The 13,976-nt window shown below is 68.0% G+C and carries 15 protein-coding genes; 6 read left to right on the top strand and 9 right to left on the bottom strand.

The window, feature by feature from the left end:
• The 8 genes from C447_RS16705 to C447_RS16740 all read right to left on the bottom strand — a co-directional run.
• The coding region (locus tag C447_RS16705; RefSeq protein ID WP_007696013.1) for a ferritin-like domain-containing protein at positions 1 to 432 on the bottom strand (432 nt) is incomplete at its 3' end.
• Positions 433 to 457: 25 nt separating this feature from the next.
• Positions 458 to 1,561 carry a M20 family metallopeptidase gene (locus C447_RS16710; RefSeq protein WP_007696015.1) on the bottom strand — a complete coding sequence of 368 codons (1,104 nt, stop codon included), beginning with the start codon at positions 1,559 to 1,561 and terminating at the stop codon, positions 458 to 460.
• Positions 1,561 to 2,442 (bottom strand): diaminopimelate epimerase, encoded by an 882-nt coding sequence (gene dapF, locus C447_RS16715; protein WP_007696016.1) that lies wholly within the window; start codon positions 2,440 to 2,442, stop codon positions 1,561 to 1,563. The genes C447_RS16710 and dapF overlap by 1 nt, the downstream gene beginning before the upstream one ends.
• Complete coding sequence (gene lysA / locus C447_RS16720; protein ID WP_007696018.1) at positions 2,439 to 3,680, bottom strand: diaminopimelate decarboxylase; 1,242 nt, start codon at positions 3,678 to 3,680, stop codon at positions 2,439 to 2,441. The genes dapF and lysA overlap by 4 nt, the downstream gene beginning before the upstream one ends.
• Positions 3,680 to 4,507 carry a 2,3,4,5-tetrahydropyridine-2,6-dicarboxylate N-succinyltransferase gene (locus C447_RS16725; protein ID WP_007696020.1) on the bottom strand — a complete coding sequence of 276 codons (828 nt, stop codon included), beginning with the start codon at positions 4,505 to 4,507 and terminating at the stop codon, positions 3,680 to 3,682. Before C447_RS16725 ends, lysA begins: the two co-directional genes overlap by 1 nt.
• A complete protein-coding gene (gene dapB, locus C447_RS16730; RefSeq protein WP_007696022.1) occupies positions 4,504 to 5,268 on the bottom strand; it encodes a 4-hydroxy-tetrahydrodipicolinate reductase in 765 nt (254 codons plus the stop codon). The genes C447_RS16725 and dapB overlap by 4 nt, the downstream gene beginning before the upstream one ends.
• A complete protein-coding gene (gene dapA, locus C447_RS16735) occupies positions 5,265 to 6,182 on the bottom strand; it encodes a 4-hydroxy-tetrahydrodipicolinate synthase (RefSeq protein ID WP_007696024.1) in 918 nt (305 codons plus the stop codon). The genes dapB and dapA overlap by 4 nt, the downstream gene beginning before the upstream one ends.
• A 235-nt stretch (positions 6,183 to 6,417) precedes the next feature.
• Positions 6,418 to 7,677, bottom strand: a complete 1,260-nt coding sequence (locus C447_RS16740; RefSeq protein ID WP_007696026.1) for an AGE family epimerase/isomerase — start codon at positions 7,675 to 7,677, stop codon at positions 6,418 to 6,420.
• A 228-nt stretch (positions 7,678 to 7,905) separates the two neighbouring features.
• Between C447_RS16740 and C447_RS16745 the strand changes: the two genes are divergently transcribed.
• The 5 genes from C447_RS16745 (at position 7,906) to C447_RS16765 (ending at position 12,911) form a co-directional block, all read left to right on the top strand.
• Positions 7,906 to 9,324 (top strand): extracellular solute-binding protein, encoded by a 1,419-nt coding sequence (locus tag C447_RS16745; RefSeq protein WP_007696030.1) that lies wholly within the window; start codon positions 7,906 to 7,908, stop codon positions 9,322 to 9,324.
• A gap of 4 nt (positions 9,325 to 9,328) precedes the next feature.
• A complete protein-coding gene (locus tag C447_RS16750; protein ID WP_007696032.1) occupies positions 9,329 to 10,270 on the top strand; it encodes a carbohydrate ABC transporter permease in 942 nt (313 codons plus the stop codon).
• Positions 10,270 to 11,109 (top strand): carbohydrate ABC transporter permease, encoded by an 840-nt coding sequence (locus C447_RS16755; protein WP_007696034.1) that lies wholly within the window; start codon positions 10,270 to 10,272, stop codon positions 11,107 to 11,109. The genes C447_RS16750 and C447_RS16755 overlap by 1 nt, the downstream gene beginning before the upstream one ends.
• A 55-nt stretch (positions 11,110 to 11,164) precedes the next feature.
• Complete coding sequence (locus tag C447_RS16760) at positions 11,165 to 12,349, top strand: ABC transporter ATP-binding protein (RefSeq protein ID WP_007696038.1); 1,185 nt, start codon at positions 11,165 to 11,167, stop codon at positions 12,347 to 12,349.
• A gap of 64 nt (positions 12,350 to 12,413) precedes the next feature.
• Positions 12,414 to 12,911 (top strand): LabA-like NYN domain-containing protein, encoded by a 498-nt coding sequence (locus C447_RS16765; protein ID WP_007696039.1) that lies wholly within the window; start codon positions 12,414 to 12,416, stop codon positions 12,909 to 12,911.
• Between the two features lie 5 nt (positions 12,912 to 12,916).
• Here C447_RS16765 and C447_RS18285 read toward each other — a convergent pair whose 3' ends face one another.
• Positions 12,917 to 13,093 (bottom strand): hypothetical protein, encoded by a 177-nt coding sequence (locus C447_RS18285; RefSeq protein WP_169316564.1) that lies wholly within the window; start codon positions 13,091 to 13,093, stop codon positions 12,917 to 12,919.
• A 91-nt stretch (positions 13,094 to 13,184) separates the two neighbouring features.
• Between C447_RS18285 and C447_RS16770 the strand changes: the two genes are divergently transcribed.
• Entirely contained in the window at positions 13,185 to 13,646 is a 462-nt protein-coding gene (locus C447_RS16770) for a PUA domain-containing protein (RefSeq protein WP_029601693.1), read from the top strand.
• Positions 13,647 to 13,976 lie beyond the last annotated feature (330 nt).

The raw sequence follows: 13,976 nt of genomic DNA on the forward strand, positions 1-13,976 counted from the left end.
GAACTCGGCCCGGTGGGACTCCTCGTCCGAGAGCAGCGTCACCGCGAGGTCCTCGGTCACGGGGTCGTCGGCCGCCTCCGCCGCCTCGATGAGGTCGCGGTAGGTCTCGACCGCGCCCTGCTCGGCTTCGATGACGCCGTCGATCACGCTCAGGACGTCGGTCGTGTCCTCGGGCGGCTGGAGGCTCTCCTGGCCCATCTCCATCTCGAACGAGCCCTTCGGCTGGCCGCCGAGCTGGGTGATGCGCTCGCCGAGGGTCTCGGCGTGGCCGAGCTCCTCCTCGACGTCCGCGCGGAGGCCCTCGGCGACCTCCTCGGCGGTGACGCCCTCGATCGCGATGGCGTCGGTCTGGTAGTTGATCACCGTCTCGAACTCGTCGTTGCGCGCGGCGTGAAGCAGGTCGAGAACGTCCTCGTCACCGTCGGTGCTCATGTTTGCAGGGAGGGCCGTCGGCCACTTAAGAACCCGTTTCGCGGAGACACTTCCCCACCACCTCGTCGAGGAGTTCGGTCGCACGTTCGACCGCTGGAAGTCGAACGTACTCGCGGTCGGCGTGGGCCACTGGCCCCTCCTCGTCGGCGAGCACACCCGGGCCGAAGACGACGGTGGGCGCACGCCGAGCGAAGTACGAGGCCTCGGTCGCGGCGGTGAACGGCCGCGCCGCACAGCCGAGGTCCCGAAACGCCCGCACGACACCCGCATCGGCGTCCGTCTCGAAGGCTTCGAGGAACGGCGTCTTCCGGTCGGTGAGTTCGAACGAGACCCCGGAACCGAGGCGCTCGCGGAGGTACCCGTCGAGGCCGGTCTCGTAGCCGTTGGCGGTCTCGGGGGGCACGCTCCGGCGGTCGAGGACGACCTCACACGCGCCGGCGACCTGGTTCGTGGCGTCGCCACCCTCGATCACCGTGGGCGTGAGCGTCGGCGCGCCGAGGTCGGGGTGGGCGTCGAGCCCGTCGGGCCGGTCGTCGAAACCCGACAGCGCCTCGATGGCGCGAGCGGCGAGCGGGATGGCGTTCGTCCCGCTCTCGGGTTCGGCGGCGTGAGCGCTCTCGCCACGAAGCTCGATCCGCCCCTCGAAGCGACCCTTCGCGGCGGTACAGACGTCCAATCCGGTGGGCTCGCCGACGATGACCGCGTCGCCGCGTTCGGGGTCGAGGTCGAGCTCCGGCACGAGCGCCGCCGCCCCCGTCGAGTAGACCTCCTCGTCGGGAGTGATGGCGAGCGTGACGCGGCCGTCGTCGGGGTCGGAGTCGAAAAACGCCGCGAGCATCGCCGCGAGCGGACCCTTCGCGTCGCACGACCCCCGCCCCGAGAGGATGTCGCCGTCGCGGGAGGGCGGAACGTGGGGCGCGACCGTGTCGATGTGGGTGTTGAGGACGATGTGGGGGCCATCGGAGTCGCCAGTGCGGGTCGCGGTCACGTTGCCCGCGTCGTCGACCGTCGGTTCGACGTCGTGCTCGCAAAGCGTCTCACGGAGGAACGAGCGCATCTCGTCGACGTTCTCGTGGGAGGGGGTCTCGACCGCGCGTTCGAGGAACCCCCGCGGGTCGAAGTCGGTCATCAGTCGTCGGCGGTCGCGCCGGCGTCGCCGTCTATCTCGACCGAGCGCGAGCCACCCAGGGAGACCCGGCCCGCGAACTCGCGCTCGGTGGGGCCGCGGAGTATCGCTTCGGTGCCCGAGAATTCGACGTCGAGTTCGCCACCCGGCGGGGAGACCGTCACCGAATCGTCCTCGGTACGGCCGAGCTTTCGGGCGGCCGCCGCGACCGCGACCGCGCCGGTCCCGCAGGACCGGGTCTCGCCCTCGACGCCGCGCTCGTAGGTCCGCTGGTCGAACCCACCCGCGCCGTCGGGGCTCGCGACCGTGACGTTCGCCCCGCGCGGGAAGACCTCGGCGTGACGGACCGGCGGCGCGACCGATTCGAGGTCGATGGTCGAAACGTCGTCGACGAACGCCACCGCGTGGGGCACCCCGGTGTCGACCGCGGTGGCGTCGAGATCGCCGATGGGTTCCTCGACGAGCGGCTCGTCGCGCGCGAGCGGGACGGCCTCGGGCGAGAAGCGCGGCATCCCCATCTCGATCGAGACCGCCGTTTCGTCGACCGTCGCACGGCGGGTTCCCGACTGGGTGTCGACCATCACGACACGCTCGCCCGTTCGTTCGGCGGCCCAGGCCGCCGCACACCGCGCGCCGTTGCCACACATCGGGGCGGTCGAGCCGTCGGGCTGGACCAGCGTCATGACGACCCGCGGCGAGGCGTAGCCGGCTTCGAGCGCGAGAAAGAGCACGCCGTCCGCGCCGGTGGAGCCGTCTCCGTCCCCGATCCCGCTGTCGCGGTCACAGAGGTCGATCGCGAGTCGTCGTCGGTCCGTCACCGGCTGGGCCGCGTCGATGACGAAGAAGTCGTTGCCGGTGCCGTGGAACTTGTCGAATGATATCATTGGTCGAGCCTCGAAAGGTCGTCTACCGTCTCGCGCCGCACGCACACCCAGGACTCGTCGCCGTCGAGGGCACAGACCGCGGGTCGTGGGCGGGAGTTGTAGGTGCTCGCCATCTCGTAGCCGTACGCGCCGGCGTTGCCGACGGCCAGGAGGTCCCCGCGCTCGGGCACGGGAAGGCTCCGGCCGCGCGCGAGGGTGTCCGAGGACTCACAGACCGGCCCGGCGACGGTCGTCGCGACCGTCCCGCGCTCGGACGCATCCGCCGCGAGCGAGCGGATCGCGTGGTAGGCGTCGTAGAGCGCGGGTCGGGCGAGTGCCGTCATTCCGGCGTCGACACCCACGACAGTGGTCTCGGGCGTCGGCTTGACGGTGTTGACACGCGCCAGGAGGACGCCCGCGTCGGCCACGAGATACCGGCCGGGCTCGATGCCGAGCCGCGCGTCGGCCCCGAACGCGTCGCGAGTGGCCTCGGCGAGCGCCCCGAGGTCGAGCGGGGGGTCGGTCTCGTGGTAAGGGACCCCGAACCCGCCGCCGATGCTCACCGCGTCGATGTCGTGGTCGGCGAGGTCGGCGGCGATCTCGCTCACCCGCTCGACCAGCGCCGCGTGACCACTCAGGTCGCCGAGGATGCCGCTGCCGGCGTGGGCGTGGAGCCCGACGAGGTCGAACCCCATCCCCTCGGCGTCGGCCGCGACCGCTTCGATCCGTTCGGCCGGGATGCCGAACGTCGGGTCGCCGCCGGTTCTGACCTTCTCGTGATGGCCCGCGCCCACGGCGGGGTTCGCCCGGAGGTAGACCCGGCCCGTCCAGTCCCGGTCGGCCAGTCGGGTCAGGGTATCGCGCGCGCCGACGGTGATCGTGACCTCACGTTCGGCGGCGATCTCGACGACTCGATCCAGGTCGCGGGCGGGCGGGTTGACCGCGGTGTATCGCAGGGTCGAAACGCCCGCCTCGTACGCCCGGACGACCTCGCCGGCGGAGGCACACTCCGCACCGAGTCCCTCCTCGGCGAGCGTTTCGAGAACCGGCTTCCTGGCGTTGGCCTTCACCGCGTAGTCGATCGCGGCGTCGGGGAACGCCGCTCGAAGACGAGCCGCGTTCTCGCGCACACGACCGAGGTCGACCACGTAGAGCGGCGTGCCGTGGTCGGCGGCGAGGTCGCGCAGCCGCGCCGCCGACCAGTCCCCGAGCCGTCGCACGGCCGGGTTCCCGTCGAGGTCCGCGACGGCCCCCGCCATCACCGAAGCGCCTCCTCGCGCTCGGTGGCTTCCAGAGTCCTGTTCTCGACGGCGGTGGCGACCACGGCGGGCTTGTAGGCCCCGCCCTCGAAGAGGTCGTGCTCGCCCACGGAGGACTCGACGAACCGCGTGAACGCCCGCCGCTCGGGCGGGAGTTCGCCGTAGACGACCTCTTCTTCTACCAAATCGTAGACCGGGATTCGGGGCGTCAGCAGGGTGTTCTCACCTACCACCGAGTCGTGACCCACTACGAACCCCGAGGTCACGCGACAGCCCGCGCCGAGCGAGACGCCCTCCTCGACCACGACTGGAGCATCCTCGACGGGTTCGAGCACGCCACCCAGGAGGGTGTTCGCGCCGAGTTTCACGTCCGCGCCGACCTGGGCACACGACCCCACCGTATCACACGAGTCCACGAGCGTGCCGTCGCCGACGTACGCGCCCGCGTTGAGGAAACACGGACTCATCAGGATGGCGTCACTGCCGATGGACGCGCCCCGTCGCACGACGGTTCCGTCCGGGGTGTTCCGGGTGCCGCGCTCGCCGAGGTCGTCGGTCGAGCGAAGCGGGAGCACGTCGTGGTAGGCGACATCGCCGTACTCCCGACGCTGGGTTTCACGGAGACTGAAGTTCAGCAGGATTCCCTGCTTCACCCACTCGTTCGCCACCCAGTCGTCGCCCTGCTTTTCGGCCGCCCGGACCTCGCCGGCTTCGAGCGCGTCGAGGAACGCGTCGAGGGTGTCGCGTTCGTCCGTGCCCGCCTCGCTCGCGGTCAGTCCCTCGTCGGCGCGCGCCCAGAGGTCCTCGATCTCGGTTTCGAGGCTCACGCGAGCACCTCCTCGAACTCGTACCAGCCCGCATCACGCCCGGCGAGCCAGACCGCCGCGTCGAGCGCGCCGGCGGCGAAGACCCCCCGGCTCTCGGCACGGTGAGTGAGCGTGAGCACCTCGTCGTTGCCCGCGAGCAGGACCTCGTGTTCGCCACGAACGTTCCCCGCCCGCCGGACGTGAACCCCGACCTCGTCCCCGTCGCGGGGCTGTTCGCCCTCGCGGCCGTAGGTCCGGTCGTGATTCGCCCCGCTCGCGTCGTCGATACGGTCGAGTAAAGTGGTCGCCGTGCCGCTCGGCGCGTCGCGCTTTCGGTTGTGGTGGGTCTCGGTGAGCTCGATATCGTAGTCGGGGAGGGTTTCGACCGTCTCGGCGAGCGCCTCGGCAAGCGCGTGGACCCCGCGCGAGAAGTTCGTCGCCCGGAGAACCGGAACTCGGTCGGCGACGCCGCGGAGCACGTCGCGATGGGCCTCGTCGAAGCCCGTGGTGCCGGTGACGAATCCCACGTCCGCCTCCGCACACGCCGACGCGTACTCGACGGCGGACTCCGGTCCCGTGAAGTCCACCACGACGTCGGGCGCGTGGGTTGCTAGGAGATCCGGGAAGTCGACCGCCGGACGGAGTTCGTGACCCGCGACGTGCTCGGCCGCCGGGTCGCGGTTCGTCGCGAAAGCGACAGTCGTATCGTCGCGCCCGGCGGCCGTGTCGAGGACCGCCCGACCCATCGTCCCCGTCGCGCCCGTGACCCCGACCGCCGTCACCGTTCGACCTCCGCGGGGGTTCGTCGGTCGTCGGTATCGAGGTCGGCGAGGATCTCGGCGAGCGCGTCGCGACGCTTCGCCGAGAGCCGCGAGAGCGGCGAGCGCATCGTGGGGTCCATGTGGCCCCGGATCGAGAGCGCCTCCTTCAACGGGATCGGGTTGGTCTCCCAGAACAGCGCGCGGAACAGGGGTCCGAGCTCGTGGTGGCGCTCGCGGGCGCGCTCGAAGTCGCCGTCGAGCCCGGCGTGAACCATCCGGCTCACGCGCTCTGGTTCGACGTTCGCCGCGACGCTGATGGTGCCGCGCCCGCCGGTCGCGAGGGTCGAGAGTGTGACCGCGTCCTCGCCCGAGAGCACGGCGAAGTCGCTCTCGCGGGTTCGCTCGATGACCTCGCTGACGGCGGCGAGGTCGCCGCTCGCGGACTTGTAGCCGACGACGTTGGGGTGCTCGGCGAGCGTCACGGCGGTGTCGACCTCTATCGTGCGGCCCGTCCGGCCGGGGACGTTGTAGACGACCTGCGGGAGGTCGACGGCGTCGGCCACGGTCCGGAAGTGGGTCTCCATCCCGGCGGGTTCGGGCTTGTTGTAGTACGGCGAGATGAGGAGCAGCGCGTCCGCGCCGGCGTCGCGGGTGCGTTCGGCGAGTTCGACCGCCTCGCGTGTCGAGTTCGACCCCGCGCCGGCGACGACGGGTATCGAGACCGCCTCGGCCACGGTCTCCACGACCGCGACGTGCTCGTCGTGGGTCATGGTCGCGCTCTCGCCGGTGGTGCCGACGGGAACCAGGCCGTCGACCCCCGCCTGTGCGAGCCGTCGGGCTTCGGCCCGTAGTCCGTCGAAATCGATGCTTTCGTCCGCCTCGAACGGCGTCGCCATCGCGGGAAAGACGCCGTCGAGGTCGATCTGGTGTGTCATGTGGTGGTGGAGTGGGGACTCTGAAGTCGATTCACGAGAACGGTGCGCAACGGGGCGCTACACCCGCCGCGAACCAGCCGGTTCGCGTTTCGATTTCGTCCCCGCCGCGGCCTCGAACTCGTCACACCCATCGCTCGCCGACCGGGTCTGTGAGGGTGTGACGCGTGGCATATCACGACCACGGCACCCGGAGGACTTAGGCGTTGTGACGGGTGCGATACCTGCCAGTGCCGCCCTACAGCCGTTCGAGCGCCGCGATGGATTCGAGCAGCGCACGACCGTTGTGGTAGGCGGCCTTGTAGACCGCGCCCTTCCGGCCGACGGGTTCGAGCTCGTCGGTCACGCCGGAGTGCCACTCGCCCACGTCGTGGTCGATGCCGTGCTCGTCGAGGAAGTCGTAGGTCTCGGTGAAGACGTCGAGATATCTCGACTCCCCGGTGTGTTCGTACATCCTGAGCGCGCTCGTCAGCCCCTCGGCCTGCACCCACCACGCCTTGACCCGGAAGCTCGCCGGCTCGTCGAAGCCACCGTAGAAGTAGAACCCTCCCTGTTCGTCGTCGTAGCCGTATTCGAGGGTGTACTCCCAGAGGGTCTCGTAGAGGTCCGTGTAGAGGTCCTTCGAGACCCCGAGCGCGTCGGCGGCGTCCATCGAGAGCCAGACGTTCTCGATGTCGTGACCGTACGAGACGACTCGGAGGTCCTCGCCGTCGAGTTTCGGCTCCCATCGAGGGGTGTACTTGTCCGAACACGCGCCTAACCGCTTTCGGACTACCGTGTTGGTGAGGATGTCGAGGAGTTCGTGCAGACATTCGCGTCCCCGATCGGTTTCGAAGACCTCGTAGTAGGTCGTGAACGCCTCCATCAGATGGAGGTGGGTGTTCATGAGTTTCAGGGAGGCGTCGAGCGCATCGTCGCCCGACTCCTTCGGCGACCAGTCGGGCTCGATGTTGTCGAGGTAGGTCCGTCCGTCGAGAATCGGCTCCCACTCGGGCGTGAAGTACTCGACGTAGCCGCCGTGAGCCTCGTCCTTGGCGTGCTCGTCGAGCAGGTCGACGAGTTCGTGGGCGTACTCGGCCGCGCGCTCGTCGCTGGTCGCGCGGTGGTACTCCGAGAGCGCGTAGAGGCCGAACGACTGGCCGTAAAGGTGTTTGTTTGGTTTCGAAGTCGTGCCGTCGCGTTCGACCTCCCAGACGAACCCGCCGTGCTCCTCGTCCCACATCTCGTCGAGCAGGAACTCGAGGCCGTGGTCGGCGATCCCCTCATATCGCTCGCCGTAGCCCTCGCGCGCGAGGCGTGCGGTGAACCAGACCATCCGGGCCTGGGTGACGACCTGTTTGTGGCCGTTGCCCGCGAACTCGCCCTCACTCTCGTAGCTCGTCAGGAAGCCACCCTGCTCGTCGATGCACCGGGGAAACCAGAAGTCGAGTACGTTCTCCCGCAACACCGCTTCGAGCTTCGGACGGTACTCCTCGGCGACGACGGCCGCGTCGGTCATGCCTTCAGAGACGGCGGTGGCTTCAATAGTCGTTCTGGTGAGAGTTCGACGCCCGGACCGCAGGCCATCACGACCGGCGACGACACGTAGTGCCTGCAAAACGCCTGTAGAGAGGCCTACCGCCTGTGGAACGAGTCATAGCGGTTCGGGCTACCGATGGCGTCGGGTTAGATCCAGACCGGACGATAAGTATAAAAATGTGGGAAAATAACCGGTGGCATCGTATCTATGACTAATAAACAAACACGTCGTCGGTTCCTCACGACGGCCGGGCTCGCGACCGGTGTCGGGCTCGCGGGCTGTACCCGAGGCGGCACGAGCTCCGGCGGCAACTCGTCGGGGAACTCGTCGACGACGTCCCCGTCGTCGGAACTCGACCCCGCGGCCTATCGGGACGCGAACATCGACTGGCGGGCCCACGAGGGGACCAGCATCAACCTCGGGGCCGTCCAGCACGACTGGGTGACGAACGTCAGACCCTACGTATCGGTCTTCGAGGAGCTGACGGGGATCGACGTCGTCTGGAGCATCCTCCCCGAACAGCAGTTCCGCACCAAACGCCTCACCGACGTGAGCACCGGTGCGGGCAACTTCGACCTGTTCTTCATGGACCAGGTCGTCAACCAGTTCGCCCGCGCGGGCTGGCTCGAGAACCTCGACCCGTACTTCGACAGCGACACCCTCTTCGACGAGGACTGGTACGGCACCCAGGACCTCCTCCAGGTCTGTCGACAGGCCGCCCACGGCGCGGGTCGCCAGCCCTACTGGACCGGCCTGCCGATCACCGTCGAGGTCCAGACGATGTTCTACCGGGAGGACCTCTACGACAAACACGGGCTCTCGGTGCCGAAGACCACCGACCAGTTCCTAAAGAACGCGAAGACGATCCACGCCAACGAGTCCGACACCGTCGGGGTCGTCAACCGTGGCCAGAAGGGCTACGGGATGAACATCTACACGATGGACCCGTGGATCCGGGAGTTCGGGGGGCAGCTCTGGGAGTCCTATCCCAACGACTCGGGGCTCGACACGGAGACGGCGATGAAGGCGGGTCGGTTCTACGTCGACACCCTCCAGCAGTACGGCTCGGCCTCGGCCGCCACGATGGAGTGGTCCCAGGTGGTCGCGACGATGCAACAGGGCGGGGCCGGCCACATCCTGAACGACGCCAACCTGTTCTGGGGGAGCCTCTCGGACCCGAGCTCCTCGCAGGTCGCCGACGACATCGCGATCGCGAAGATGCCGGTGCCGAAGGGACAGAACACCTCGTTCGTGCCGGGCGCGTTCGTCTGGCAGCTCTCGACCTCGCCGGTCGCCGCCAACCCCGAGGCCGCGTTCCTGTTCATGATCTGGGCGACCGCGAAGCCCACCCAGCGCGCGATGGCCATTCAGGGCTCGGCGTCGTTCCCGGTCCGACGGTCGGTCTGGGAGGCCGACCCGTACCGCCAGAAGTACGGCCAGAACTTCGCCGACGTCTCCCTCCAGTCGCTCCAGGAGGCGAAGATCGAGCCGTTCGACCCGCAGTATCCCGTCTGGGGGCAGAAGTACTCGATCCAGCTCCAGCAGGCCATCGCCGGCAACAAGTCGGTTCAGTCGGCCTTCGAGAAGGCCGCCCAGCAAGCCGAACTCACCGCGGGGAGCGGGTGATCCGATGAGCACGGACACCCGGTCGGTCGGCTCGGACCAGGGCGAGGGCGCGCTCGGCTCGCTCAAGGGCGTCTGGAACGACTACCTCCCGGTCTGGCTCGCGACCCCGATGGTGCTCGTGGTCCTCCTGATCACGATCTTCCCCGGGGTCTACGACCTCTATCTCAGCCTCGTCAACTACACCTACGTCAACCCGGACCGGTTGGGAACGTTCGCGGGGCTCCACAACTTCGCGGTGGTCTTCACCGACCCCACCGTCTGGCAGTCGGTGATGGTGACGACGGTCTTCGTCCTGAGCGCGCTCGTGCTCGAGACCGTGCTCGGGTTCGGGCTCGCCGCGCTCGTCAACGACGTCGCGAGCGGGCGGGCGAAGTCGTTCTACCGCGTGGCGTTCATCCTGCCGATGGCGGTCGCGCCCGTGAGCCTCGCGACGATCGGCCAGGTGATGCTCCAGCCCCAGCTCGGGATCGTCCCCTACCTGATCAACAGCTACACCCCGTTCGCCGCGCCCGCCTTCCTCACCGACGTCCCGCTGCTCACGGTGATCCTGATCGACACCTGGAACTGGACGCCGTTCATGTTCCTGATCTTCTACGCGGGCCTCTCGTCGGTGCCCGACGAACTGCTCGAGGCCGCCCGGATCGACGGCGCACCGATGTGGCGGCGCTACGTCCACGTCGTGATCCCCTACCTCAAACCCGTGCTGTTCGTGGCGATACTCATCCGACTGATCGACCTCTTTCGGTCGTTCGGGCTGGTCTACACCCTCACTCAGGGTGGACCGGGGAACGCGACGATGCTGATCGGGATCCAGATCTTCCAGACCGGCTTCACCTACGTCGACCTCGGGGCGGCGAGCGCGCTCGCGATCGTCTACCTCGTGGTCGTGTTGATCATCTGCAACGTCCTGATCCGCGTCGTCGGCTTCGGGGAGGTGCTCGACTGATGGCGACCAGCAGTTCGGACGGCGGGCTGAAGGAGGTCGGCCGCCACGCCGTCCTCGTCCTCTGGACGGTCGTCGCGCTGTTCCCGCTGGCGTGGATCACGTTCATGTCGCTGAAGCCGCCGGGCGAGGCGATCACCCTCCCCCCGGACTGGATCTTCCTGCCGACGGTCTACAACTACATCCAACTGGTGCAGGACGCGGCGTTCGTCCACGCCTACGCGAACAGTCTCATCAGCGTGAGCGCCTCCGTGGTGCTCGTGCTCCTAGTCGGGGTCCCGGGAGCCTACGTGCTCTCGCGCTACGACGTCCCGAAGAAGCCCGACGTCCTGATCTGGATCCTCTCCTCGCGGATGTTGCCGCCGGTCGCGGTCGTCATTCCGTTCTTCGTGATCTTCCGGACCTTCGACCTCTACGACACCCTGATCGGGTTGGTGTTCATGTACATCACCATCAACATCTCCGTCGTGGTCTGGGTGATGAAGTCCTTCTTCGATGGGATCCCCGAATCCCTCGAAGAGGCCGCGATGGTCGATGGTGCGACGCGCTCGCAGGCGTTCCGGAAGGTGGTGTTGCCCTCGGCGGTGCCGGGGATCATCTCGGTCGCCGTGATCAGCTTCATCTTCGCGTGGATCGAGCTCCTGTTCTCGCTGGTGCTCACCAACAACCAGGCGGTGACCGTCTCGTTGCAGGTCTACACCTTCATCGGGTCGCGAAACATCGAGTACAGCATGCTGGCGGCGGCCTCGATGGCGATGATCGTCCCAGTATTGATCTTCCTGATCGCGGCGAACCGGTACCTCGCCTCCGGGCTGAGCTTCGGGGTGGTGTTGAAGGAATGATCCTTCGACCCGCCCACGCAACGACGACCGACAACCGACAGACGGAGACCCACTAATGGCACGAATCGAACTCAACGGCATCACGAAGACGTTCGCGGAGGGAAGCGACGAGATCGTCGCGGTCGACGACGTCGACCTCACGATCGAGAACGACGAGTTCCTGATCATGGTCGGCCCCTCGGGGAGCGGGAAGTCGACGCTCCTCAGGATGATCGCGGGGCTCGAACGACAGACCGAGGGCGAGATCACGATCGACGGCGAGCCGATCGGCGACCTCGAACCCGGCGAGCGCAACATCGCGATGGTGTTCCAGAACTACGCGCTCTACCCGAACATGTCGGTCCGTGGGAACATGAGCTTCGGGCTGAAGATGTCGACCGACCTCTCGGACGACGAGATCGACGGCCGGGTCGAGGACGCCGCCCAAACCATGAACATCGGGCACATGCTCGACAGCGACCCCAGCCAGCTCTCCGGCGGGGAGAAACAGCGCGTGGCGATCGGGCGGGCGACCGTCCGCGACCCGAACGCCTTCCTGATGGACGAGCCGCTCTCGAACCTCGACGCGAAGCTCCGCGCGGAGATGCGCACCGAGATCAAGCGCCTCCAGCGCGAGCTCGGCGTCACGACGGTCTACGTCACCCACAACCAGACCGAGGCGATGACGATGGGCGACCGGCTCGCGATCCTCAACGACGGCAAGCTCCAGCAGGTCGGCACACCCCTGGAGTGCTTTTACCGCCCGGCGAACACGTTCGTCGCGGGGTTCGTCGGCAGCCCGTCGATGAACTTCTTCGAGGTCACGCTCGATGGCGACCGATTGACGGCCGACAGCATCTCCTACGACGTCGACCCCGACGCGACCGAGGGGATCGACGACGGGACGGAGCTGCTGTTCGGCGTCCGTCCGGAGGACATCGAGCTCCGCGAGGAGGCCGACTCGCCCGACGACTTCGAGTGCGTCGTGGACGTCGTCGAGCCGATGGGGAGCCGGAAGTACGTCTACTTCACCCGCCCGGAGGACGAGAACGGGAGCGACGAGACCTTCGTGGCCGAGGTCGACGGCCAGCTCCCGGTCGAGTCGAGCGAGACGTGGTTCGTCCACGTCCCGAAGGACACCTTCTACCTCTTCGATCGGGGCTCGGGCGAGGCGGTTCACCACCGTCGGCTGCTCGAACGCACCGAACGGGAACTCCTCTCGAAGATCGAGGGACGGAACGCCGAGACCGCCGACACCTGACCCGGTGGTTTTCGTCACCTGCTCGTGACGAAACGTTTTAGCGCTCAGTCGAGCGATTACCGGCATGTCGAACGTCCATCCGGCCCAGCGCGTCGCGGTGTTGGTCGACGCGCAGAACTTCTATCACACCACCCAGAGCGTCTACTCGCGCAACATCGACTACCGCGAACTCCTGGAGGAGGCCGTCGACGGTCGCCAACTCACCAGGGCGATCGCCTACGTCATCCGGGCGGACTCGCCGAAGGAGGAGAGCTTCTTCGAGGCGCTCGCGGAGATCGGCTTCGAGACCAAGATCAAGGACCTCAAGACCCACGCCGACGGGTCGAAGACCGCCGACTGGGACGTCGGGATGATCCTCGACGCCGTCACCCTCGCACCGCACATCGACACCGCCGTGATCTGCACCGGCGACGGCGACTTCTCCAGGCTCTGTTCGCACCTCCGCCACGAGGGCGTTCGGGTCGAGGGGATGGCCTTCGGCGAATCGACCTCCGAGGACATGGTCGACGCCGTGGACTCGTTCACCGACCTCTCCGAGCGCGTCGACCGGTTTTTGCTGTAGGTCGTCTACACGCCGCCGTCGGAGACGCCGAGGAGCAGGGTGCCGCCGGCCATCACGAGCGCCGCGACGAACGCGACGAGACCCGGGATCCAGTCGAACTCGGGGATGGCGTAGAGCAGTACGACGATCGAACTGACGAGGAGCATCCCGCCACCGGCCATGGTCTGTGTGCGTTGATCCATGGGGACCAGTGGCCGCCGCCGATATAAACAGCTTCGGAAGCCGTCGAGCGGGATGGCCGGGCTTTTGCCCGCCGCGCCCGAGGTTCGGCCGATGGACGAGGACGAGACCGCGCGACTCCGAACGATCGCCGACTACCAGTTCGGTGCAGGGGCGGGGGCGGCGCTGTTCCCCGATGCCGACCTCGCGGTGCGGCGGTCGGTGAGCGGCCGCCCACAGCAGGTGTTCGACGGCGAGCGACGGCTGGTTTCGTACAACACGGACGGGCGATTCACCCTCGGAGTCGCAGGCGGGCGGCGGCTCCTCGGGCTCGACGCGCCGACCGCGCGGGTCGTGGTGGGCGAGGAGAGCGACCCGTTCGTCAGGGACGGCAAGAACGCCTTCGCGAAGTTCGTACAAGAGGTGGACCCCGCGGTGCGGCCCAGTGACGAGGTCTGTATCGTGGACCCCGCCGACGACCTGCTCGGGGTCGGTCGGGCGCGACTCTCGGCCGACGCGATGGCGGATTTCGAGACCGGCGTCGCGGTGAAGACCCGCGACGGAAACGACGGCTGAGGCGGGTTTCGCGGTGCTGCGGCCGCCGGTGCGGTCGCGGCGGTTGCGGTGCGGTCGTGGTGTGGCGGTGCGGGGCGGCCGCCGCAGTGCGGTTACGGTGGTCGTGGCTGCGGTTCCTGGTGTCTCGGCGAGCGCCGAAGGCGCGAGCCGAGGCTCAGGAGAACGGTGTTCTCCTGGTGGATGAAGGGCGAGCGAACTTCGGAGCACGCTTCGCGCGCTCCGTCCTTCCGTTCGCTCCGCTCACGGGAACGGAGTGAGCGAGGGCTTCGGCGGTGCTGTGTGGTGGCGGTTGCGGAGGTGTCAGTTATCGTTCCGCGAGCGAACGGAGTG

It is taken from the genome of Halococcus hamelinensis 100A6, assembly GCF_000336675.1.
Taxonomy (GTDB): domain Archaea; phylum Halobacteriota; class Halobacteria; order Halobacteriales; family Halococcaceae; genus Halococcus; species Halococcus hamelinensis.